Origin of the sequence: Pseudomonas sp. KT_2_4 (assembly GCF_041410225.1) — a bacterium.
Taxonomy (GTDB): domain Bacteria; phylum Pseudomonadota; class Gammaproteobacteria; order Pseudomonadales; family Pseudomonadaceae; genus Aquipseudomonas; species Aquipseudomonas paracarnis.
This window is the reverse complement of record NZ_CP166962.1, coordinates 649,385-671,248: the sequence shown is the minus strand read 5'-3', so window position 1 is coordinate 671,248 and position 21,864 is coordinate 649,385. Positions and strand designations below refer to the sequence as shown.

Below are 21,864 nucleotides of genomic sequence, written 5' to 3'. Positions count from 1 at the left end.
AGAACACTCGAAGATTCTTAACCAGGAACCCACAAGCGGTCAGTAAACGGGGAGCGATGGTCTAATTTGAAAAGCACAGAGCAAGGCTACACTGCGCTTTTCAATAAACGATTCAGAAAATATCAAGATTTTATCAAGATTTAGCAATACTCACTAAGGCAGTGCGCGACGATCGCCACGATTACCGTGTGGAGGTTCTCAATTAAGCGCAGGGATTGATATTTGAATAGCCAAGCCCCCACCATCGCGGTTGGACGCACTGATATTACCGCCATGAGCCTCACAAATCGCCGAGGCAATTGACAACCCCAACCCCGTACCGCCCCAAGGCCGAGCGCGAGAACTTTCAGCTCGCCAAAAACGGTCGAACATGCGTGATAGCTGGTCCTCCTTCACTCCAGGGCCTCTATCGGCGACAACCAAGAAAAAAGCACCGTCAAACTGACTTGCTGTCACTTCGCAATGTCTACCTTGAGCGGCATAGCGCAGCAAGTTGTCAATCAGAATCGACAACGCCTGGCCAATCCTATCTCGATCAGCCATCAGCGTGAATTCACGTACAGCATTAACCTGCACCACGACACCCGCAGCGACAATCTGAGGCGCAGCCCATTCAAGGCGCTCAGAAATCAGCTCATTCACGGAAAACTGGTATTTCTCCATCGCTAACTGACCAGCCCGGGCCAGAGACAACAAATGCAAATCACCCACTAGTCGATTCAACTGGTCAAGCTGACCTTTGACCAGCATTAGCTGTTGAGGATCACTGGGGAACACCTCGTCCAGCATGCCTTGCACGCGCCCCATCGCCGCATTGAGCGGAGTTCTAAGCTCATGGGCGAGCACCGCACTGGACACACGAACCTCGCGCTCATACTGCTCAAGCTTCGCAGTCATCCTGTTGAAGTCTTTCGCCAGTTTTCTAAGCTCGGCGGGAGCACCAGGGACACTTGGCGCCCGCACCGAAAAGTCCCCCTGTGCAACTTTCCGGGCAGCACGGGCAACATCTGAAAATTGTTGAGACAATGGCCGAGAAGCCAATAGGCCACCTAAAATCACGACCGGTATTGAGACCATGACAAATAGTGCAAGCCACCACCAATCACGGTTTGCCATACCCGGGAGAAAGTCTCCTACGTCATAATAACGTTGAAATAGCTCCCACAATCGAGCTTGATTGTAATTTGGATCTGCGCGAAGCTCTTCGAGTTCGGGCCTTACCGACGCAGGGATCTGCTGAGTCGTGGTGTAGTCCCAAATCGCAAATCGTAGCCACATGCCAAATGTAATACTGAAAACCACACCTAGTGCAAGCAAGCTCATGCGTAGGCAAACCCAGTACCAAAGTGTTGAGCGAGTTTTACGCGAAAAAGGGAGTTTCATTGTGCCCTCCGAAACCGATAACCGACGGCTCGGACGGTGACCAACACATCAGTTATACCATTCACCTCCAATTTCTTGCGGAGATTGTGAATATGAGTGTCTATAACGCGATCTAAAGCTCCACTTTCAGGCAAACACGCCTCTAACAACTCATTGCGCGTAAATGCTTTGAATGGGGCGCGGAGCAAGGTTGCTAATAAATTAAATTCAGTCGGAGTGAGATCCAACAATTCGCCACCCATTTTCCCTCCTTCTACATGCGCGGTAAATGTTTGGAGATCAACCAGTAGAGAACCATCGCGAAGTTGATTTTTTGGCGCAAGGACACCGGCATCTGTTCTACGAAGAACTGCAACTACCCTGGCAACCACCTCCTTAGGATTATAAGGTTTAACAACATAGTCATCTGCACCGTAACGAAGTGCCCCTAATTTTTCTGGCTCGTCACCAATCGCAGTCACCATAATTACCGGTGTGTTTCCCAAACGGCGAATGATTGAAAGAACTTCCGTACCACTAAGTTTAGGCAGCATCACATCCAGCAGGACCAAATCCGGTCTCCAACGGGCATGCATTTCTACACCGCGCTCGCCATCCTCGGCGATAGCCACTTCAAATCCGTCACGACGAAGATATGCCTCGAGCGTGTTTGCACTTAAGGCGTCGTCCTCAACCACCAGCACCTTTTTGCCTACCATAATAGCCTCTTGATGAAACCTTGATAATTTCCGCAACGATTCTTGAAAGTCATATGCAACCATCTGTTTCCAAGATAACAGCGAATGGTTGAGTTGATGGCTACTTTCTTACCAACAGAGAATCAGACCAGTTTCTTCCGACGCAGTGGGACGCTGGTATTCGGGGTTCTGCTCCCCGTAGTCATCAGTCTATCTGCTTGTTCACTGGCACCAACGTACCAGCGACCTGAAGCATCGATTCCTGCAAAATTTGATACTTCGACGGTTCCCACCTCGAAGGTTTCGGAAGGAAGATCGGAACCGCTCTCTACGCAGGAACGCCTTTTTCTTAAGGCGTTTTCGACAAGCGATGATCTCGTCCCGCTCGTCGAACGTGCTTTGGCTAACAATCGTGACTTTAAAGTCGCAACGCTCCAGGTCGAACAAGCACGCGCGCTAAATCGCATTGATCGCGCACAACAGCTTCCCAGCGTGAGTGCCTCAGTCCAACGCTTCCGTCAGAAATTCGATGATCCCAGCCTCGATGCGCGCTACGGACAGAAATTGAGTGCTGCGACCATTGGTACATCGGATTTCGAGCTGGATTTCTTCGGCCGGGTTCGCAGCCTTTCCGACGCATCCAGGCATCGGTATCTGGCCAGCGCTCAAGGACAACGCGCGTTTCGCGGTGCTCTGATTTCAGAAGTTCTACGTGCTTATGTCATTGATCGCGCAGCTGCGGCTCAAGCACAACAACTGCGAAACGCATATCTCGATACGCTGACCCTACTCAATCTCGCCGAACGCCAACGAGACGTTGGGACGTTATCTGAAGATGAAGTGAACCTGCAACGCAGCGACACCGAACACTCACACGCAAGCATGCAGCAGGCTCAAACCGACGCGGCTGGCGCACGAAATGCGCTGCAGTTGCTGACTGGCTACGCCGGCGCGCCCCCCGCGGGAAAGGTCGAGGAGTTGGCCAATCCCAATGAGTCGCTCGACTGGATGAATTCGTTGCACTCTGAGGTACTGCTGGAACGTCCCGACATCCTTCAGGCGGAGGAGCAACTGCGGGCCTCCAATGCTGACATCGGCGCAGCCAGAGCCGCGTTCTTTCCATCAATTACGTTGAGTACCTCATTGGGTACTGCCAGCGATGGTCTGGGAAACCTGTTCGATTCAGGTGGCCGCGTTTGGACCTTCATTCCTCAAATCACGCTGCCCATTTTCAATCATGGCCGTAACAGCGCCAATCTCGATCTGGCACAGCTACGTAAAGAAGCGGCAGTGGCCGACTACGAAAGAACCGTGCAATCAGCGTTCCGAGAAGTATCCGATGCGCTCATTGCCCGCACCGCGCTGATTGAACGAGTACGTAGCGAGCGTGGACTGGGGATCACAGAGGATGAACGTGTTCGGCGAGCGACTGCGCGCTTCGAAGCGGGATGGGAGGACCAACCGCGGCTATTGTCGGCACGCCTTCGGCTCCACCAAACCCGCATCGACGGTATTTTCGCGCAACGGGACTTAGCCCTTAATCGTATCGCCCTTTTCCACGCCTTCTATGGCGTAACCATGAACGCTCCAGCAACGTTAGGAAAAAAATCATGAAAAAACTTTCTGCGCACGCATTAAGACGCTCTGCTGCCCACATATTCTACGGTTCGGTCATGTCCTTGCCGTTGGCGCTTCAAGTGCAGGCTGAAACGCCCTCAATTACCGACAGCATCTTTGGTGGCGAAACTCAAGCTAGCATCGGTGTAGGTGTTGCCGGTGGGCCCCGCTACATGGGCTCAAAGGATTACCGGAGTGTGCCGGTTCCGGTGCTCTCGCTAAGCCGCGGCATTTTTTTTGTTGATACCTACCGAGGGTTAGGCTTGCAGTGGCAGTCGTCTTCCGGCTTCTACATCAGTCAGTCATTTTTCTACGACGCTGGCAGGGATGATCGCAATAACGACTTCAGGCCTGGGTCTAACCGACTCTCAGGCATGGGCGAAGTCAACAGCACAGCAACCAGTATTCTGTATCTAAGTCAGCAAGTGACGCCATGGCTCTCGGTCAATGGCGAAGCCGAATTTGCGCTGGATGGTGGAGAAAGGGGAACACGCTATCGCGCCGGGCTAGAAGCGACGGTATTGAACCAGTCCAGAGACATCATTGTGCTTGGGCTTGACGTCCGAGCTGCCGATCATCGCTACAACCAGGCCTATTTCGGCGTAACTGGTCAGCAATCTCAGCAATCGAGGTTTACCGCATTTACCCCTGGGGGCGGCCTGAATCAGTACGCTCTGAACGCGAACTGGACTCATAAATTTGACGAAAACTGGTCAACGTATGTGCTGGTAACCGCATCGGAATTGGGCGGAAAAGTTGAGGACAGCCCTCTGATCGAACGCAAAGGAGCTGTGAGCGCCGTTACCTCCATCAGTTATACGTTCTGACCCTGCTAGACGGCAGCCGCTCAACTATAAATATCGGGAATACATGTCGTGATCCATGCCCCTCGTGCGCCTCTTGTACCTTTAATAATGATGTTAAGTCTAATTGCTGGGTGCGGTCGTTCAACACCGCCCCCACAACCCCCGCCTCGTTCGGTGAAGGTTGAAACCGTGCGGGATAGCGATGGCAATCGCCTCCCTATTACGGGTCGGGTCCGGATTGAACAACGCGCTGATCTGAGCTTTGAAGGTTCAGGCCGTATAGCTTCCATTGCCGTGGATGTCGGCGATACGGTTCGGCGCGGACAAACACTCGCACGGCTGGATCCAGAGCCGGCACAACTCAAACTACAACAGGCCCGTGCGGATGTGAGCGCTGCAAAAGCGCAAAAAGCTGAACGAGAGCTGAATTTTCGCCAGCAACAAGCATTGTTTGATGATCGCGTGATCTCACCCGCTACGCTCGCTGCTGCTCGTGCAGCCTACCTGAGCGCCAACGAGCAGTTGGACAGCGCAAAGGCAACAGAAGCAATGGCCAGTCGAGCCGTGCGCACCAGCGCCATTGTGTCGCCATTTAATGGACGCATCGTCGCTCGTTCAGTTCAGCCCTTCGTAGACGTGACAGCGGGACAAAGCGTGCTTCAGATTGAGGGCGCCGAGAAGGCTGAAGTCGTCGGAATGCTTCCCGCGGCATTGGTCACTAAACTTAAGCCTGGGGATGTCGCGTCAGCCTATACAAATGCAAACCCCACGCGAATCGTCTCCATCCGATTGGAAAGCCTATCCAGTCGCCTGGAAAATGGCGCGCTGGTACAAGCCATCTTTCGTCCCGTCGATGCTAACAGCGAGCTGCGCAGCGGCGAGGCAGTACTAATTACATTGCCAACAGCGCAAGCACGATCGCCCTCTGTACCGGTGACAGCACTTATCCCACAAACACAGAGCAAACAAGCGAGTGTCTTTGTGTATGACTCAGGGACCGCAAAAGTCAGCCGTCGCGAGGTCACCCCAGAAACGGTGGAAAACGGTCGAGTACTTGTACATGACGGCCTTGCCGTCGGCGAAACCGTCGTGGTCGCAGGCGCCGCATTCCTGGTTGATGGTCAGGAGGTACGTCTGTATCAACCCGCCACACACATTGGCCGAGACAAAGCCTTATGAACCTGACGCGAAGCGCACTCGGCGCCAGCCGCCTGACCTTATTTACCGCACTTCTGATTTTGATAGGCGGCGTACTAACGTTCCTGCGGTTCCCCTCCCAAGAGGAGCCAACGATCACCATTCGTGACGCGCTTGTTGCAATTTACTTTCCGGGTATGCCGGCAGAGCGCATAGAAAATTTGCTAGCCAGACCGACCGAAGAAAAGTTACGTGAACTGGCGGGCATCAAAAAGATCATCACAACCGTGCGCCCCGGAAGCGCAATGATTCAGATCACGGCCTACGATCAGGTCAAAGACCTTAGCGCGCTGTGGCAGCGTGTACGCGCTAAGGCGAACGAGGCAGCTGCAGGATACCCGCAGGGCAGCCTCGGGCCGTTTGTCGATGATGATTTCGGCCGCGTGGCCGTAGCGTCCGTCGCAGTCACCGCGCCCGGTTTTAGTATGAGCGAAATACGCGAGCAACTTAAAAATACTCGTGAGCAGCTCTACGCTTTACCAGGCGTTGAACGTGTCTCTATATACGGTTTACAAGAAGAACGCATCTACCTCGAATTTGACCGCCAGCGCCTTGCTGGCCTCGGGCTGGGTCCCAACGCTGTACTGGAGCAACTGCGTACTCAAAACGTTGTGACGCCTGGCGGACTGCCCTCTGTTTCCGGATCGGCTTTCACCGTGATGACTACCGGAGAGATGCGAACTCTGGACGACCTGCGTCGATTTCTAATCTCCGTCCCGAGGGGAAATGACACAACAATTGTGGCGTTGGGTGAATTGGCAGACATTCGCTTGATGCCAGCCGACCCGCCGGAAACGGCGGCAATTTATGAAGGACAACCGGCCGTGGTACTTGCCGTTTCGATGGCATCCGGCCAGAACATCGCCGCTTTCGGCCTTCAATTACGCCAACGATTGAACGAAATCGCCAAGCAACTGCCGGCCGGTTTTGCCCAACATATCGTGACCTTCCAGGCCGACGTGGTTGAGCGCGAAATGGGCAAGATGAACAGCGTGATGGCCGAGACAGTCATTATTGTGATGGCGGTGGTGATGTTGTTTCTGGGCTGGCGCACTGGGCTTGTGGTGGGGGCAATCGTGCCGCTGACCATTCTCGGCTCACTGATTGTCATGAGCGCGCTGAAGGTCGAACTTCAAACGGTGTCCATCGCAGCGATCATCATCGCACTGGGACTTCTGGTGGATAATGGCATAGTGATTGCCGAAGACATCGAACGACGTCTTCAGGCCGGAGAGGAGAGACGCTCCGCCTGCATAGAGGCGGGGCGCACGCTAGCCATTCCACTGTTGACTTCATCGTTGGTTATTGTGTTGGCGTTTTCACCTTTTTTCCTTGGCCAGACCAGCACAAACGAGTACTTGAGATCACTTCCGATCGTGCTCGCCGTAACGCTGCTGGGATCATGGGTATTGAGCCTGACGGTAACCCCCTTGTTATGCCTTTACTTTGCCAAGGCTCATGCCCCAGCGGGCAATAAGGAGGCCGCCTACGATTCAAAACTGTATCGGGGCTATCGCCGTGTTATCCAAGCGCTCATGCTCCATAAACTGATGTTCATTGCCATGATGCTGTTGATGCTGACTGGAGCTGTCGCCGTACTCGCGTCCCTCCCCTACAGTTTTTTGCCTGAGTCAGATCGGCTGCAATTTCAGATGCCATTGACGCTTGAACCGGGTAGCGATTCTCGTCAGACACTGCAGACCGTCAAGGAGATCAGCAACTGGCTAGCGAATGACCAGGTAAATCCGGAAGTTGTCGACAGCATCGGCTACGTCTCAGACGGTGGCCCACGCATCGTACTGGGATTGAATCCACCGCTGCCTGCCACGAACGCCGGTTACTTCACCATCAGTGTGCGCCAAGGGAGCGACATGGATGCGGTGATCGCGCGCGTGCGCAATCATATGCTTGAGACCTACCCGCAAGTGCGTGCTGAGCCAAAACGATTTTCCCTTGGCACCACCGAATCTGGAAAGGCGGTCTATCGCGTCAGCGGACCGGACGAGACCGTATTACGTGCAGCGGCCGACCATATAGCTAAGGCTTTGCATGGCCTGCCAGGCACGGTCAACGTGCAGGACGATTGGGATGCTCGAATCTCACGTTACGAAGTGGTGGTTGACCAAGTGCGCGCCCGACGCGCGGGCGTGACCAGCGCCGATGTCGCTCAAGCGCTACAGACTCGGTACTCAGGCGCACAGGTGTCTCAGATCCATGACGATGACACGACGGTGCCAATCATGCTACGTGGGTCGATGACTGAGCGTGACCAAGCTGAAGACGTGGGTAGCACATTGATCTATCCGCAAGCGAACGGCTCGCCGGTTCCGCTGGCGGCTATCGCGCAAGTGACGCTTAGTTCAGAGCCCTCTGCGATTCAGCGTCGGAATTTAAATCGGACCATTACCATCTCAGGCCGTAATCCCGGGCTGACGGCGGCGACCCTAGTCGCGCAGATTGCGCCTAAGGTGGCAGAGTTTAAACTGCCACCTGGATATCATATTGAAATCGGCGGGGAAATGGAGGAGTCCGCAGAGGCCAATGAGTCGTTAGTGCAATATATGCCAGTTGCCGTATTGTCGATGTTGTTACTGTTCGTCTGGCAATTCAACTCGTTCCGAAAACTGCTGATCATCGTTGCCAGCATCCCATTTGTACTTATTGGCGCCGCACTGGCATTGGTGGTGACCGGCTATCCGTTTGGATTTATGGCCACATTTGGATTGCTATCCTTGGCAGGGATAATTGTGAACAACGCGGTCCTGCTGCTTGAGCGAATCGAGGTGGGTGTCGCCGAAGGCCAATCCCGTCACGATGCTGTACTGACGGCAGCAGTAGAACGGCTACGGCCAATCTTGATGACCAAACTGACCTGCATTGTCGGACTGATCCCGTTGATGATGTTTGCCGGTCCTTTGTGGACAGGCATGGCGATCACGCTAATTGGCGGTTTGGCGCTCGGCACCTTAGTTACATTAGGGTTGATCCCGGTGTTGTATGACCTGCTTTTCGCGGGCGCCATCGGGGAGCGGATTACCAACAAGGAAAAGGAACAGAACGTCTAAGGCGGAAGCGCTGAATCGCAAGCGCCCCCCCAATATGCGTTCTCTTGGATGCGTGATAGGCGGAGCCGGGCATCGGTCGCGTCGATTTTTTGATGAGACCGATGTATCACAGGGAGGCCCAGCAACGAAGGAGTGCATGGATGGGACCCATTGGAAGCAATGCTCCGGCGAAACGCCATCCCTAGTGCAACTGATCGGAAACTCTTCACACCACTTTAGCGCAGAGGTGAATACGGGCCTGGTGCATTTCTTTGTAGGCGTCCTGGTTATTTGTTGAGGCGCGCCCTTCGGCGACCAGAGACCGAGGCATGATGAAGCACTCTTAGCAGGGAATTCTCTTATTTGCTGGAAAGGTCCCTGATGTGGGTAATACGCAGCGGGCCAACCCACTGATAATAATTGGCGCGAGAACCATATTCGACCATGGATTCTGGGACGCAAAATTTGAAGGTCTTTCTCCCCCCGTCTACCGATGCAGCGAGCGAGTGAAATTGGCCAATTGTTGTCAAATCGGTGGGCGCCACCTAACCACGCAGGTGGTTTTAGGTGAGCGCTATTCCGCTAGCTATAGGATCCGAGACGAATCAGATCGATATGGCGCTCGAATCAACTTTGGCAGAATCGTATCCGATTACCGAAAGGGTCATAAACCTCCAGAACCTGCCCCCCTCCCTGCTGAACAATATCCGGATGACCAAATCCGTACCGTTTGCCAAGTAACTCATTGCGTAGAATTTCGATATTTTGCATCGGAATAAATATTGTCGATCCTGGACAGGCATCACCCTGCTGTTCGGACAAGTGGAGCTATAAACTGTTTCTGTTGCCCCCTGAATACAACGGTAGATTCGCTTCGAATCGGTGATCAAACTCGACGCTGAAGCCCAGAAAATCAACATATAACTCGCGGGCCTTAGTTTCGTCAAAAATTCGCAATACGGGAGTCGATTTGTCAAATGTAACAGCGGGGTCAGGATTTTCATCCGGAAGCATCGCTGATGCTACCTTCCAGCCCTTATAACCCAACTGCTGTGCGACCAGTTCGAGTGCAACGGTGGGCGACACTTCTTAATTGCGTTAATTGCGCGTCCCTAACGAAGCACACAGGCCCTTGGCCATCCGTTTGGCTTCTAGATTGAAGACATTATTTCTCTTGAAATGGAGACATTTGGTGCTCGCCTTGCCAAACCTCTTTCATCAAGAGAAATTCGATATGGTTCGTAAAAACATGCTCTCCCCTTTCCTTTACGGAGCGAGCGGCTGGCAGCATCGGCGACCCCTTATAGTACTCAACTGCTATTGGAGGCGAAATCTTTCAGGTAGACCGAGTGTAATCACGCAAGGTGGGTTAGACGGACGCACACGACTAATCGTTATCTATCGCCATAAGGCGATCAATGACATTGATCAACTGCTCCACCTGGGCCATAAACTCGGCCGCATTGTCGGGTTGGCCAGAACATTTAAGATCATACGCTAGCTCGGCAAGCCGTTCGGCATACAACTCAAGCTTGCTTATGATAAGCGAGCGCTCGAACTTGGACGTTTGGGCCATCACAACACCTATATTTTTATGATCATGGCCTCTAAAATTAGCTCGGGTTTTTTAATAAACGGTCGAGCTTTTTTCAATATTTCGTCAAGATGTTGATTTACTAGAAACTAAAACTTCGCCAAAATCACCAGCCAATTGATTTAAAAAATAAGCAATAGCCAACTGCGTACACATGTTAAACGTTGCGGTTGCTTGGCGAAGGACTGTGCTTGCGCCACGAACTCTCAGACTCAGAGTGCTGATCAACGATAGAGCCGGGCCGATAAGACGGGCACACTATGCTCAAGACCTGAGTCGCCTCAAGCAGCCAGCTAGCGAAACCATGGGCAGCCATCAGGTTCAGGCTTTCTGGGCCAAAAGCCATCATTCGAAGCTTTTACTGCACGCCGATGAGCCATTCATCGCCCAAGTCTCTGAATATCCAGCCCTCAATAAAAAATTGATAGATCCTTCATACAATCTTGATAATCAAGTGACAGCCTATAGGCAGACACAGCGCGAAATTCGTTTTAGATGCCACTTGCTTAAATTGGGTTGATCCTACTTTGAGGTCTGATGGCTCTCCGCCATAAGCATTTTCTCCTTTGGGGCTATGGCGTTTTTCTCCTGCAGCTGTCGCCTTAGGCCTCGGCTGCCAAGACCTGCCGGCAACTTTAGTACTGGATCGTTGATTTCAAGACGCTAGCTATCGATCAGAAGAAGAATCTTAACTTAACCTCATCGACCGCTAATACTGTCTACACAGCCATTCACTAACCCTGCTGGGCTGTGCCTCAAAATAGCAGCATTCGTTTGAGTCGATTGGTAGCGGAAAGCTCATGTGTTCGAAAGCCAATGTGCGACCTACTATGAATTCCCTGCTTCCTATTTGAGTAAAAGACCTTCGCGGCAGAGACAGGGCGACGCCAAAATGCATAGTGATTAGGGTGATAAACTTCAGCAGATCACGGCTTGACTCTAGACAGCGCGAATCCCCCATGTTCGTCAGTTTTCCGCTCTGGGTCAGGTATCAACGGGAAGGAGGTCGATTCATGCTTGAGCCCCTACAAGGCGTAGCCACCATCGCGGCCACCAATCAGTTCTTTGATGACTTGTGCCGGTTGGTGGACGCTAGAGAAGAGCTGCCCCTTTTGCGGCCTCAGGTCGAAGCATATCGCTGGGAAACCCTACATCATGCGGGAATGGTAAACACATATCATCAAATACAAGGTTTTTTGTGCGGCCTCATGGTCTCCGAGATATTGGACATCGAACAAGGTCGGCACCTGAATCAGCGCCTCGATAATTGTCATGACGTTGGATGGCGTTGATGAGTGCTTCAGCCGGTACAACGGACTACTGACGGGTGAAAAAATAATTACGGGTATCGTATCAATCGTTCGTGTTGCTTTGTGACGTCCAAACCGCCCTGTGAGGGAACGGCCTGGCAATCTTCGAACAGTGCCCCACAAAACCACCTGAAAAACAGCATCAGGACCACAGAAATTGCAACCTATCAGGGAAATAGGACAGCAACCGCATGGAAGCCTAGGTCAAGTGTTGGATCTTTAGACAATACCTAGCGGGTCTGCCCTTTGATAACAAGGCGACCTTTATGTACGACCTCAATAGCTTCGGCTCGATCGAAAAGCTGTTCTATAGTCCCATCGAAGCAGCGATACGCTGGTGCGATTTAATTGCTTATGAGGCTCAGATTCTGGAATCAGAATGGGAGACCCCAGGCCGGATTATCCATTCCTTTCCACAATGGCCCTGCTTGCACATAAAAATAGAAAAAATTCTGGATGCCATTCGAAACCACGAACTACCTTACGGAGCTCTGGGAACTACGGTTGCACCAGGCACTCCCGTTGATATTAAACTACTGACCGTCAGGCATTCGGACTTAAAGCGGTGGATGTTTCACTACCATCCAGATCAGCGGCCCACCTTCCTTTTCAGCCCAGTTGCAGCCGATCAGGTTGCGATCCATTACAGCACCTACTTGATTTTACAAGCAGATCGGGACGCCTTGCGGGTGCAGTTAAAGGCAACCAAAAAGCATCTCCAAATGCTGATCGATGAGCTAAAAGCAGCTGGGCTGGAGCGCGAAAATCTGCGCATGTTTGCCGAAAACAAAGAGCAGATCAGTAACCAAAGTAAAGCGAGCTACCTGAATGTCATTGGAGCGCTGGTAAACACCATACTGGGATCGTCTTCAACAGGAAGAAAGCATTCCATATTCGATAGTCAGGCTTCGATCGTCGACTCCATAACCGCTTATTACGACGGAGTACCAGGGCTGAGCAAGCGATCGTTGGATGAGAAATTTGCAGCCGCAAAACGTAGTCTCGCCCAAGCCAAAACATGAGGATTGCATTGCAATCATCGACGTTGCATTGCAATGACCGATAGCATTTTCTGGTATTGAATCCAGGTCACTTCCCACCCAACGCCATCTGGCTCTAGGAGTGACCACCATGTCCCATCAATCCTCCCCCATCGTTGCTCCGCCACCAAAACAAATCGAACGTCATATCATGCGGCGCGACGAGGTGGAGCGTAAAACCGGTTTCAAGCGTGCCCACATCTACAACTTGATGAAGGAAGGTAAATTTCCTCAGGCTAAACGCATTGGGATGCGTGCTGTCGGCTGGGACTCGCTGGAGATTGAGCAGTGGGTCGTAGAACGCTTAGATACGCAGGCCTGATGCAATGCGTGTGATTTCGGTGGTCTCCACCAAAGGTGGGGTGGGCAAAACCACAATAGCTGCCAACCTTGGCGGTCTATTGGCAGATGCGGGTCTCCGCGTTCTGCTACTCGATCTGGATAGCCAACCCACCCTCTCCAGCTATTACGCCTTGAGTCAGAAGGCTGATGTGGGTGCGTACGAGTTCATCGCGCTCAACTTAACAACCCCTGCGCAGTTTATTTCCAAGACAGTGATTGTAGGACTTGACCTGATCCTATCCAACGATGATCAAGGCCGACTGAGCTCATTGTTACTACATGCCCCAGATGGGCGGCTGCGGCTGCGCAATCTGCTATACACATTGCGCCCCCATTATGACCTGCTGTTGATCGATACACAGGGCGCACGCAGCGTCCTACTGGAGATGGCCTTACTGGCCTCTGACCTCGCCCTCTCTCCCATCACTCCGGAAATGCTCGCGGCCCGCGAACTGCGCCGCGGTACCTTGAAGCTGCTCAGTGAGCTCGAACCGTTTAGTCACCTGGGCGTTTCACCGCCAGCCTTGCGGCTACTACTTAACCAAGTGAACGCCAATCGGGTAGACAGCCGAATGATCATCCGTGGCCTGCGTGAAAGCTTCGCTAAGGTTAATAACATCTCTGTACTAGATAACATAGTTCCTGACCGAGTGGCGTATCTCAACGCTGCTTCTCTTGGGTTACCGGCCCATCGAATCGAGAAGCGTCGGTCACATCAAAAACGCTCTCCATCCGCGCATCAAACCATGCAATCGCTAGCTATCGAATTGTTTCCGGAATGGCGCGAGGCGATCTCTAGGGTGAACGGATGCGCGGAGATTTAATAAGACGAAATACCAAGCCGGCATTTCTCGCCAAGTCATTTTTTATCGACATTGATGCCAACAGCGTTTGGCAAGGAGTCTTTTGATGTTGGATCAGCTTCCCATCATCGCTCAACCATCCACTCGCCCACAGCACCCACCCCGCGAGGAGTACTGCACTGTGGTGTTTCGCCTGCGGGGTGGGCGCTCGGCCATGGGTTGGCTCCTCGAAGAGCTCTCCCGACATTTCGAAGGTTCGGGAACTGCCGAGATCGTAAAATTCGAGGTCGGTGACCATTTGCGTAACCGGCGTTAACTGAGGTTGTTCCGATGAAGAAGCTCAGTCAGGAAGAGATCACCGACAAGCTGCACCAGGAGCATTTCCCTCGAGGGCCGGAACTGGAGCGGCTGTCCGATCCACTTGCTGACACGCCTATGTTGGTCACGCTGGAGCAGTTGCGGCCCTACGAACACAACCCGCGTTTCATCCGTAATCCTCTGTATGACGATATCAAAGCCTCGATCCGTGAGCGCGGGCTGGATCAACCACCGCCGATTACCCGCCGTCCGGGAGAGTCTTATTTCATAATCCGTAACGGAGGCAATACACGCTTGGCGATTCTCGGCGAACTGTGGCAGGAAACCCGCGAGGAGCGGTTCTTTCGCATTCACTGCTTGTTCCGCCCCTGGACCGATGAACTCACCGCCCTGCTCGGCCATTTGGCCGAAAGCGATCTGCATGGTCAGCTCACCTTTATCGAACGTGCGCTGGCCGTGGCCAAACTCAAAACCATGCTCGAACCAGAGGGAGCTGTGCTCTCTCAACGTGAGCTGGCACGACGTCTTGCCGCTGGCGGCTATCCCATTTCGCAGTCGCATATCAGCCGAATGTTGGACACCCTTGAACACTTGCTGCCCGCCATTCCGCAAACACTATATGCCGGATTGGGTAAGCCTCAGATCGAACGCCTGATCGCTCTGCGTAGCCAGGCAGAACGAACCTGGAACCGTTACCCGCCCGTCACCGTTTCGTTCGCCGAGTTTTGGCTCGGCACCTTGGTCATCTTCGATGCCGATCCCGAATCCTTCGATCTTGAGCAGATCCAGGATGAACTGCTCGAACGCATGAGCGGTTTACTCGGACAGTCCTACCGTATGTTGGCCTTAGAGCTGACCGATACCCAACGCGTCACTCCTACACCTGGCTTTGTAGTCACCAAACCTTCGGAGAACAGTGTTCCGCCGGGTATTGATGAAGCCGAGACAGGACCGCGTTCCTCCAAGCCCGGTCCCAAGTCAACCGAGAGTCTGATCGAACCACGGGGCGAGAAACTGCCAGAACCGCCTGAAATGGATGTCGTCTCAGCGGCCAACCCTCCGTCACGCGTTCAAAAGATTCGTGAACAGATTGACCGCGAGACTTCCACCGATGCAGCGCCCACCGTCGAAACCTGCACGATCGACGACATCTGGATCATCGCACCAGCACTCGATACCCCCGAACAACTGCGTTTAGCCATTGCCGGGCTGGCTCGGGAAATGGCGGCCTATGCCGGACATCCTGAGAGCATTATCGATCAGAAGCATGGCTTGGGCTTCGCTCTAGACATCGAACGGGTTGATCTTGCCACGCCTCGCGCGGCCGGCGTTCACCTGCTGCTCCTGGCCCTGTTGCGCGCTCAAGACGACGTGAACTGGGAAGATCGTAAGCAACTGCCGTCAGCGCTATTCGGCCAGTTGTTGCTGGGGATCTATCAACTTTCGCTACCAGACCGTCCCGTCATGGACGTAGGCCTCGAACGACTACCTGATAGTCTGTTAATCAAATTATATCGCCTGATCCGCCTGGCCCGTCGCCTGATCGACTTAACACTTACCCCTGAAGATGACTCACCGAAGGAACTGCCATGAACCTGTCCTTCAATGTGCTCAACCAGGCCATGCTGACTCAGGTACTGCATGAGCTGCGCCTGGGTAACCTGCAACGCTGTAAGGCGCTCGGGCTGAGTGAAGACGACATCTACCTGCTGCAATCTTTACCACCCACCACGCTGTCGCGTTTGGCCCATGCCACCGTACCTTGGGTAGAGGTCAAGATCGACTCGCCGGTGCTGCATCGATTGATCGAACAAGCCGAGCGCGACGAGCAGAACGAGCGCTTGATCAATCGAGCGCTCAAGCTTGGCGCCAGCAGCACCATCATGTATCAGTGCTTCGGCCTGGCGCATTCGGAAACCGCCCTGCGTCGACGCCTGCTCAAGATAGAAACCCGTAAGGGCCGCCCTCAGCATTTGAGCGAAACCCAGGAACACGCGCTATGGCAGCGTTGGTGCCAACTGCGGGCTCAGGACGGTACCGAGGATCAGCTCGACGCCATGATGATGCTGGCGGAGGAGCAACAGATCAGCTTGACCATCGTGTGGCAGCAGATTGACCAGTACAGCAACAACACATGAATACTGCCCCTTCCAGTCGCTGGCAGCGTGTCCTGCAACAATGCACCCAGCAGCTGAGTGAACGCTGGCCCGCACGCCCCACCACTGAACACCCCTCCAACCCGGCTCTGCAGGCGGGCTTTCTGTTCAGCGGCCAATCTCACGAAGTCGTGCCACGTCGGCTGCTGTTGGATAGTCGATTGACGCCATTGGAACGGAATGCCTGGCAAGTGTTCCGACTCATGCTGCAAGGCCAGGGCGTGGTCACGCCGCGCTATGAGGATTTGCAGCCTTACCTGTCAAGCGTGCCCTACGGTGCGTCAGCCTCCCGGGAAACCATTGCTCGGGTGTTGACGATGCTCAGGTTGACGCGTTGGCTGAGTTTGGTGAGTCGCGGACGCGATCAGCTCAGCGGACGTCTTCAAGGTTCGCTGTACGTTCTGCACGATGAGCCGTTAACCCCCGCCGAAGCCATCGAACTGGATCAGGATTACCTGGCGATGGTCGGACATGCCCTCGGTCATGCGACCAAGGCGGTGCGCATTGTCGCGCAGAACATTGTGGAAGAAATCCGCCAGGACACCGATATCGATCAGGGTCGATTACCGACACGGCTCGACAGCTGGGGCGAAATTTGGACGCAGCAAGGATTGGATCCGGCAACCGGTACCGCTCTGCTCGATTCCGGACGGGGGGAAGATGCCCTCGTTCGGAATCGTGCAGGCCCTCGTTCGGATTCCGAACCGGGGCTGAACGCCAGTGTTTCCGGCACTGTTCGGAATCCGAACGCCGCCTGTACTGTATTAAAAGAAAGTATTTGTACAGTACCGCGCGCGACTCCGACGGTGGATAACCTGCACTGGCCCGCTGCGCTGCACCTGAGCCCAAGCGAGCGTCAGGCCGTCGCCGTGGCGCTGAACAAGCTCAAACCAGCGGATCGGCAGGCGGTGCTCAACGAAGCGGGGGCACGCTGTGCGGCCGGTGGAATCCGCAAGCCAGCGGCGTATCTGATGGGCCTGATCCAGCGCGCGCTGAAAGGTGACTTTCATCCTTGGGCAGGTCAGGCCGAACCGCCACCCATTGCAGAACCGCCTGCACAACCACCCTTGCGCCCGATTCGAAAACAGGGCGAACCCGTGTCTGCCCTTGCTCAAGCGTGCCTGAATGAGCTGCGCCAACTGCGCGGCAAACGGGGTGGACGCCAGTAGATTTGATGCCAGTGGCATCAAATCCACTGAGGTCTTCATAGTTAGCCCCTTAAACCAAACCGAACAGACCGCATTCAGCTTTTTGGCTGCCCTTGCCCCTCATCTGTCGCAACGTTCCCGTCCAAGCGAATGCGAGGACAACACCGTGGCCGATCACTATCAACTCAATCTGGGTTCATTGCGCAGCAGCATCACCCTGACCCTGCACACTCACCATGCCGCCCGTATCTGGCAGGGTCGAACCGCACGCGAAGGCGTCCACTCGATCATGGGCATGGCCGGCTACATCAGCGTCACCAACCTAATCAAACAAACCGCGGCCCAAGACGACCCCTATGCCGACTGGGCCATGGTGCAACTCGAAGAAAAGCTGATGCAGGCCAAGGCTGGGATGCTGGAATTGACCCGACAGCTGGACCGAATCAGGCAGGACCTGCCGACACAGATCGACATGGGCGACAACCTCAACATCCACCCCGTCACCTTGCCGTTGTACATCGGCAGCCAGCTGGGCTTTCTCGCGGTCTACCTGCTGACCGACTACGACACCCTGGTACGCCAGACTCTATTGGCCCATCACACCGCCTTGATCGGCCGCATCGACATGGAAGCCTGGATCGACGACGGCGCCCATCTGTTGCGCAGCCTATTCGGCCAGGCCCAGCGCTATCGGCATGCCGGCGTCACACGCGATGATATGGCGGCGAACAACGCCCGAGCCATTGCGGCCATCGAGAAGATGGGTTTGCCCCCAATGGACATCCTGGAGGGTCATCGCCGCTCCCAGTTCGCGCCGCCAATCACTCGCCGTGGTGCTGTGGCAGTGCATGACGCCGACGCGCTGGCAGAGGACGTCGGAGTGTCGTCTGCGACAGTGATTGTGCCGGAGGACGAAGCATGAATCGGATGATCCCGGCTCAACCAATGCCCTTCGAAGCGTTAACACCGGATGCCTATCGACAGCTCGAACACGCAGCCTCCCTAAAAGGCCTTTTAAAACCTTTTAAGGGTAAGGGGGAGTTGGAGCACTTGGCGCAGCTGGCGAGGGAAATCGAGGCGCAGTTATGTCACCTAATGGAGGCTGTGGTGCAGCAAGCCGGACAGCCCCCTTACTCGCTGCTGGACATTCGTTTAGTGCTGCAGAACACCAGCGCAGGCAGCACCTTTTTGCGTTGGCGCACCCGTGACTTCGCCCGTATGGGGGTTGCGGTCTGGGAACGCCAGATCTGCAACAACGCCCTGCCGCAGGCCGTACGCGAGAGATTGCACCGTTTCGAATGCGATCGCATTGCACTGAACCTGCAGATGAGCGTGGTGCATTCGCTCTACCGCCAGGCCTCGACCTGCGCGATCAAAATGGCCAGTGCCGAACGGTTATTGCGCCAGTTCACAACCGCAGTGGAGATATCACGATGAGTACTTTTTTTGTCGGCGAAGGCAATATCGGCAGTGCGCCAGAGTTCCAGGAATTTCCATCAGGCAATGACGAGCCACGGCGTTTGCTGCGGCTGAATGTGTACTTCGACAACCCTGTGCCACGCGAGGGCAGCTATGAAGATCGAGGCGGCTATTGGGCGCCGGTTGAGCTATGGCACCGTGAGGCTGAACACTGGAGCACACTGTACCAGAAAGGCATGCGTGTGCTGGTCGAAGGCCGCACCGTACGTGATGAGTGGGAGGACAGCGAAGACAATGCGCGGGTCACCTTCAAGATCGAGGCCCGTCGAGTCGGCATCCTGCCTCACCGGGTGCACAGCGTGGTCATGCGCGAACGATCCAGTGAACCGGCGGTATCTGCGACACACGTCGGGAAAAGTACAGAACAGGCCAGTTCACCTGCGTCGAAACCCAGAAAGCGCAGAGGGCAGCCACCTACGGACTGACAGACTTTCAGGCATGGAAATTGCGCCTTTGCGCGAAGTTGCTGGTCTACTTTTACTCACTGCTCGTGAAGACCGACCCTGTCGTCCACGCTACAACGGGGTACCAGCCTCGGTCCATCCCGCCCTCACCGACTAATATGAGGAACCTGCCATTCAGGTTTCTCATATCTCGCCCCTGCTACCTCGAACAACGCTGCTCCGAACTCAATCCGGAGTAGTTATATGTACCTCTTCCTCTGCGAAAAACCTTCCCAAGGTCGTGACATCGCCAAGGTTCTCGGAGCCAACCGGCGTGGTGATGGCTGCCTGATCGGCCCCGAGATAACTGTCACCTGGTGTATCGGCCACCTACTGGAGACAGCATCGCCTCAAGCCTATGGCGAGCAATTCAAGAGTTGGTCGTTGGATGATCTACCGATCATTCCCGTGCAGTGGCAGGTCAAGGTCAAACCCAAGACCGCGGCACAATTCAAAGTCATCAAGCGCCTGCTCACTGAAGCCACCACCGTCGTCATCGCAACCGACGCCGACCGCGAAGGTGAAATGATTGCCCGCGAGTTGTTGGAGCTCTGCAAGTATCGAGGCTTCGTTCAGCGCCTCTGGTTGTCCGCCCTCAACGAGGCGTCGATTCGCAAAGCCCTCTCCTCGCTGAAGTCTGGTCAGGAGACCTACCCGCTTTATCTCTCAGCCCTCGCCCGCAGCCGCGCCGACTGGCTGATCGGCATGAACCTAAGTCGTCTGTTTACCCTTCTTGGTCGGCGGGCAGGCTACGACGGCGTATTGTCAGTGGGGCGCGTCCAGACACCCACCTTACGTTTGGTAGTCGATCGGGATCGTGAGATTGCCAGCTTCGTCCCGGTACCTTACTGGTGCGTTGAAGTGCACCTATCGTCAATGGGCCATCGATTCATCGCATCGTGGTTACCGCCACACTCGGGAAGGGATGAGACGGGCCGCTGCCTGCAGCAGGCACTTGCCCATCAGGCGGTCCAAACAATCACCCATGGTAAGTCCGCCACGGTGCTCTCGTTGCAGACTGAACATTCCCGCGAAGCACCACCCCTGCCCTTCGACCTGAGCACATTGCAGGAAGTCTGCTCGCGTAAGCTGGGGCTCGGCGTCCAGGAAACCCTTAATATCGCCCAAGCCCTGTATGAAACTCACAAAGCCACCACCTACCCGCGCAGCGATTGCCGCTATTTGCCAGAGAGTATGTTCAACGAGGCGCCCGCAGTGCTCGACGCCCTGCTCGAAACGGATCCGGCACTCAGACCTGCATTCGGGAGCCTCGATCGATCATTGCGCTCCCGCGTGTGGAGCGATGCCAAGGTCACCGCGCACCACGGCATCATTCCCACCACCGAGCCGGCAAACCTGGCGCGGATGTCTGAACAAGAACGCCAAGTCTACGAACTGATTCGTAGCCACTACCTCGTGCAATTTCTGCCGCACCATGAGTTTGATCGAACCCAGGTCGAGCTGGAGTGTGGCGAAGAACGTTTGATCGCTGTTGGCAAACAGATCCTGGTCCAGGGCTGGAAAGGCTTACTCTGCGAAAACACCGAGGAGGATGAGCCCAATCACAAGTCCCAAGTCTTACCGGTTTTACAACAGGGTACACAGTGCGCAGTGGACGACGTCGAACTCGAGCCCTTGCGTACCACCGCTCCCAAACCTTTCACCGAGGGTGATCTGATCAAGGCCATGAAAAACGTCGCCAAGCTGGTCACCGACCCACGACTTAAACAGAAACTTCGGGACACCACCGGTATCGGTACCGAAGCCACCCGAGCCGGCATCATCAAGGGGTTGATTGATCGCGGTTATCTGCTGAAGAAAAAACGTGCCTTAATGGCCTCCGCTGCTGCCCATACACTGATCGAGGCGGTACCAGCCGCCGTCGCAGATCCAGGTATGACCGCCGTTTGGGAACAAGCTCTGGAGGAGATCGAAGCGGGACGCCTGACCTTGGATGCATTCGTCGCCAAGCAGGCGAACTGGATTGCGCAATTGGTCGAACACTGTGGATCGCTCACCTTGTCGATACCGATCAAAGCCGGGCCGACCTGCCCCATTTGCAATGCATCAATGATCAAGCGTAAGGGAAAATCTGGTCCGTTCTGGTCATGCTCGCAGTACCCGAACTGCAAGGGCACGACGCCTATAAGAAAAGAGACGCAGCGTCAATGACCGTTCAGTTGAATTCGTCATGATGTTGGGGGTTGCACTGTTCAGTGCATTATCAGCGGCGCCTGAGCCCGCTCCAAATCGATCAAAGGTTGTCCGTTTTCTCGGGCCAAGGCGATGCCAATAGAAATCCATATCTGCCCGAGTTCGTTGAACGCTTTCAGATGAGCAGGACTTTCGTTGAGCCAATGAACAAGGCTGTCGAAGTGTTCGGGGTTATCAGGGCAATCATGGATTTTGATGAACAGCTCCAGTGTTCGATCCCAAATCAGATCCATGTCCTTGTTTTCGTCTTCCATGCTCAACCGTCCCTCAGCTTGGCCCTATCAGGCTTTCAT

At 54.5% G+C, this 21,864-nt stretch carries 20 protein-coding genes and 1 pseudogene; 16 read left to right on the top strand and 5 right to left on the bottom strand.

Annotation, left to right across the window (positions count from 1 at the left end; all coding sequences use genetic code 11):
* Window positions 1-198 precede the first annotated feature (198 nt).
* A complete protein-coding gene (locus AB9N64_RS02995) occupies window positions 199-1,383 on the bottom strand; it encodes an ATP-binding protein (RefSeq protein WP_102879490.1) in 1,185 nt (394 codons plus the stop codon).
* Window positions 1,380-2,081: a response regulator gene (locus tag AB9N64_RS02990; RefSeq protein WP_102879491.1), complete on the bottom strand. Its 702-nt coding sequence runs from the start codon at window positions 2,079-2,081 to the stop codon at window positions 1,380-1,382. The genes AB9N64_RS02995 and AB9N64_RS02990 overlap by 4 nt, the downstream gene beginning before the upstream one ends.
* An 84-nt stretch (window positions 2,082-2,165) precedes the next feature.
* On the opposite strand from AB9N64_RS02990, the gene AB9N64_RS02985 reads away from it, so the two are divergent.
* The 4 genes from AB9N64_RS02985 (at window position 2,166) to AB9N64_RS02970 (ending at window position 8,745) form a co-directional block, all read left to right on the top strand.
* A complete protein-coding gene (locus AB9N64_RS02985; RefSeq protein WP_197880421.1) occupies window positions 2,166-3,674 on the top strand; it encodes an efflux transporter outer membrane subunit in 1,509 nt (502 codons plus the stop codon).
* Complete coding sequence (locus tag AB9N64_RS02980; RefSeq protein WP_102879492.1) at window positions 3,671-4,504, top strand: MipA/OmpV family protein; 834 nt, start codon at window positions 3,671-3,673, stop codon at window positions 4,502-4,504. The genes AB9N64_RS02985 and AB9N64_RS02980 overlap by 4 nt, the downstream gene beginning before the upstream one ends.
* A 153-nt stretch (window positions 4,505-4,657) precedes the next feature.
* Window positions 4,658-5,662 carry an efflux RND transporter periplasmic adaptor subunit gene (locus AB9N64_RS02975; protein WP_169905047.1) on the top strand — a complete coding sequence of 335 codons (1,005 nt, stop codon included), beginning with the start codon at window positions 4,658-4,660 and terminating at the stop codon, window positions 5,660-5,662.
* Window positions 5,659-8,745, top strand: coding sequence for an efflux RND transporter permease subunit (locus AB9N64_RS02970; RefSeq protein WP_102879494.1), 3,087 nt, complete (start codon window positions 5,659-5,661; stop codon window positions 8,743-8,745). Before AB9N64_RS02975 ends, AB9N64_RS02970 begins: the two co-directional genes overlap by 4 nt.
* A 606-nt stretch (window positions 8,746-9,351) precedes the next feature.
* Here AB9N64_RS02970 and AB9N64_RS02965 read toward each other — a convergent pair.
* Both AB9N64_RS02965 and AB9N64_RS02960 read right to left on the bottom strand, forming a co-directional pair.
* Window positions 9,352-9,810, bottom strand: a pseudogene (locus AB9N64_RS02965) (glyoxalase superfamily protein); the annotation flags it as partial.
* 301 nt (window positions 9,811-10,111) lie between these two features.
* Window positions 10,112-10,300, bottom strand: coding sequence for a hypothetical protein (locus AB9N64_RS02960; protein ID WP_102879495.1), 189 nt, complete (start codon window positions 10,298-10,300; stop codon window positions 10,112-10,114).
* A gap of 1,031 nt (window positions 10,301-11,331) precedes the next feature.
* On the opposite strand from AB9N64_RS02960, the gene AB9N64_RS02955 reads away from it, so the two are divergent.
* The 12 genes from AB9N64_RS02955 to AB9N64_RS02900 all read left to right on the top strand — a co-directional run bounded on the left by AB9N64_RS02955 (window position 11,332) and on the right by AB9N64_RS02900 (window position 21,529).
* Window positions 11,332-11,610, top strand: coding sequence for a hypothetical protein (locus AB9N64_RS02955; protein ID WP_102879496.1), 279 nt, complete (start codon window positions 11,332-11,334; stop codon window positions 11,608-11,610).
* A gap of 284 nt (window positions 11,611-11,894) precedes the next feature.
* Window positions 11,895-12,650, top strand: coding sequence for a hypothetical protein (locus AB9N64_RS02950; RefSeq protein WP_169905052.1), 756 nt, complete (start codon window positions 11,895-11,897; stop codon window positions 12,648-12,650).
* 109 nt (window positions 12,651-12,759) lie between these two features.
* Window positions 12,760-12,990 (top strand): AlpA family transcriptional regulator, encoded by a 231-nt coding sequence (locus AB9N64_RS02945; protein WP_102879497.1) that lies wholly within the window; start codon window positions 12,760-12,762, stop codon window positions 12,988-12,990.
* A 4-nt stretch (window positions 12,991-12,994) separates the two neighbouring features.
* Window positions 12,995-13,834, top strand: coding sequence for a ParA family protein (locus tag AB9N64_RS02940; protein WP_102879498.1), 840 nt, complete (start codon window positions 12,995-12,997; stop codon window positions 13,832-13,834).
* Window positions 13,835-13,919: 85 nt separating this feature from the next.
* A complete protein-coding gene (locus AB9N64_RS02935) occupies window positions 13,920-14,129 on the top strand; it encodes a hypothetical protein (RefSeq protein ID WP_102879499.1) in 210 nt (69 codons plus the stop codon).
* Window positions 14,130-14,143: 14 nt separating this feature from the next.
* Window positions 14,144-15,724: a ParB family protein gene (locus AB9N64_RS02930; RefSeq protein ID WP_102879500.1), complete on the top strand. Its 1,581-nt coding sequence runs from the start codon at window positions 14,144-14,146 to the stop codon at window positions 15,722-15,724.
* Entirely contained in the window at window positions 15,721-16,269 is a 549-nt protein-coding gene (locus tag AB9N64_RS02925) for a DUF2857 domain-containing protein (RefSeq protein ID WP_102879501.1), read from the top strand. Before AB9N64_RS02930 ends, AB9N64_RS02925 begins: the two co-directional genes overlap by 4 nt.
* Window positions 16,266-17,456 (top strand): STY4528 family pathogenicity island replication protein, encoded by a 1,191-nt coding sequence (locus tag AB9N64_RS02920; RefSeq protein WP_102879502.1) that lies wholly within the window; start codon window positions 16,266-16,268, stop codon window positions 17,454-17,456. Before AB9N64_RS02925 ends, AB9N64_RS02920 begins: the two co-directional genes overlap by 4 nt.
* A gap of 145 nt (window positions 17,457-17,601) precedes the next feature.
* Window positions 17,602-18,357: a PFL_4669 family integrating conjugative element protein gene (locus AB9N64_RS02915; RefSeq protein WP_102879503.1), complete on the top strand. Its 756-nt coding sequence runs from the start codon at window positions 17,602-17,604 to the stop codon at window positions 18,355-18,357.
* Window positions 18,354-18,872 carry a DUF3158 family protein gene (locus AB9N64_RS02910; RefSeq protein WP_102879504.1) on the top strand — a complete coding sequence of 173 codons (519 nt, stop codon included), beginning with the start codon at window positions 18,354-18,356 and terminating at the stop codon, window positions 18,870-18,872. Before AB9N64_RS02915 ends, AB9N64_RS02910 begins: the two co-directional genes overlap by 4 nt.
* On the top strand, window positions 18,869-19,339 hold the full coding sequence (locus tag AB9N64_RS02905; protein ID WP_102879505.1) for a single-stranded DNA-binding protein: 471 nt from the start codon (window positions 18,869-18,871) through the stop codon (window positions 19,337-19,339). The genes AB9N64_RS02910 and AB9N64_RS02905 overlap by 4 nt, the downstream gene beginning before the upstream one ends.
* Before the next feature lie 222 nt (window positions 19,340-19,561).
* The gene (locus AB9N64_RS02900) at window positions 19,562-21,529 is read left to right on the top strand and encodes a DNA topoisomerase III (protein WP_102879506.1); all 1,968 of its coding nucleotides are present in this window, start codon (window positions 19,562-19,564) and stop codon (window positions 21,527-21,529) included.
* A 41-nt stretch (window positions 21,530-21,570) separates the two neighbouring features.
* On the opposite strand, the gene AB9N64_RS02895 is transcribed toward AB9N64_RS02900, so the two are convergent.
* A complete protein-coding gene (locus AB9N64_RS02895; RefSeq protein ID WP_102879507.1) occupies window positions 21,571-21,825 on the bottom strand; it encodes a hypothetical protein in 255 nt (84 codons plus the stop codon).
* Window positions 21,826-21,864: the final 39 nt, after the last annotated feature.

What these genes read in the sequence shown, in the direction of transcription:
- AB9N64_RS02995 (WP_102879490.1), bottom strand. Translation starts at nt 1,383, where the DNA reads ATGAAACTCCCTTTTTCGCGTAAAACTCGCTCAACACTTTGGTACTGG.
- AB9N64_RS02990 (WP_102879491.1), bottom strand. Translation starts at nt 2,081, where the DNA reads ATGGTAGGCAAAAAGGTGCTGGTGGTTGAGGACGACGCCTTAAGTGCA.
- AB9N64_RS02985 (WP_197880421.1), top strand. Translation starts at nt 2,166, where the DNA reads ATGGTTGAGTTGATGGCTACTTTCTTACCAACAGAGAATCAGACCAGT.
- AB9N64_RS02980 (WP_102879492.1), top strand. Translation starts at nt 3,671, where the DNA reads ATGAAAAAACTTTCTGCGCACGCATTAAGACGCTCTGCTGCCCACATA.
- AB9N64_RS02970 (WP_102879494.1), top strand. Translation starts at nt 5,659, where the DNA reads ATGAACCTGACGCGAAGCGCACTCGGCGCCAGCCGCCTGACCTTATTT.
- AB9N64_RS02960 (WP_102879495.1), bottom strand. Translation starts at nt 10,300, where the DNA reads ATGGCCCAAACGTCCAAGTTCGAGCGCTCGCTTATCATAAGCAAGCTT.
- AB9N64_RS02955 (WP_102879496.1), top strand. Translation starts at nt 11,332, where the DNA reads ATGCTTGAGCCCCTACAAGGCGTAGCCACCATCGCGGCCACCAATCAG.
- AB9N64_RS02950 (WP_169905052.1), top strand. Translation starts at nt 11,895, where the DNA reads ATGTACGACCTCAATAGCTTCGGCTCGATCGAAAAGCTGTTCTATAGT.
- AB9N64_RS02945 (WP_102879497.1), top strand. Translation starts at nt 12,760, where the DNA reads ATGTCCCATCAATCCTCCCCCATCGTTGCTCCGCCACCAAAACAAATC.
- AB9N64_RS02940 (WP_102879498.1), top strand. Translation starts at nt 12,995, where the DNA reads ATGCGTGTGATTTCGGTGGTCTCCACCAAAGGTGGGGTGGGCAAAACC.
- AB9N64_RS02935 (WP_102879499.1), top strand. Translation starts at nt 13,920, where the DNA reads ATGTTGGATCAGCTTCCCATCATCGCTCAACCATCCACTCGCCCACAG.
- AB9N64_RS02930 (WP_102879500.1), top strand. Translation starts at nt 14,144, where the DNA reads ATGAAGAAGCTCAGTCAGGAAGAGATCACCGACAAGCTGCACCAGGAG.
- AB9N64_RS02925 (WP_102879501.1), top strand. Translation starts at nt 15,721, where the DNA reads ATGAACCTGTCCTTCAATGTGCTCAACCAGGCCATGCTGACTCAGGTA.
- AB9N64_RS02920 (WP_102879502.1), top strand. Translation starts at nt 16,266, where the DNA reads ATGAATACTGCCCCTTCCAGTCGCTGGCAGCGTGTCCTGCAACAATGC.
- AB9N64_RS02910 (WP_102879504.1), top strand. Translation starts at nt 18,354, where the DNA reads ATGAATCGGATGATCCCGGCTCAACCAATGCCCTTCGAAGCGTTAACA.
- AB9N64_RS02905 (WP_102879505.1), top strand. Translation starts at nt 18,869, where the DNA reads ATGAGTACTTTTTTTGTCGGCGAAGGCAATATCGGCAGTGCGCCAGAG.
- AB9N64_RS02900 (WP_102879506.1), top strand. Translation starts at nt 19,562, where the DNA reads ATGTACCTCTTCCTCTGCGAAAAACCTTCCCAAGGTCGTGACATCGCC.
- AB9N64_RS02895 (WP_102879507.1), bottom strand. Translation starts at nt 21,825, where the DNA reads ATGGAAGACGAAAACAAGGACATGGATCTGATTTGGGATCGAACACTG.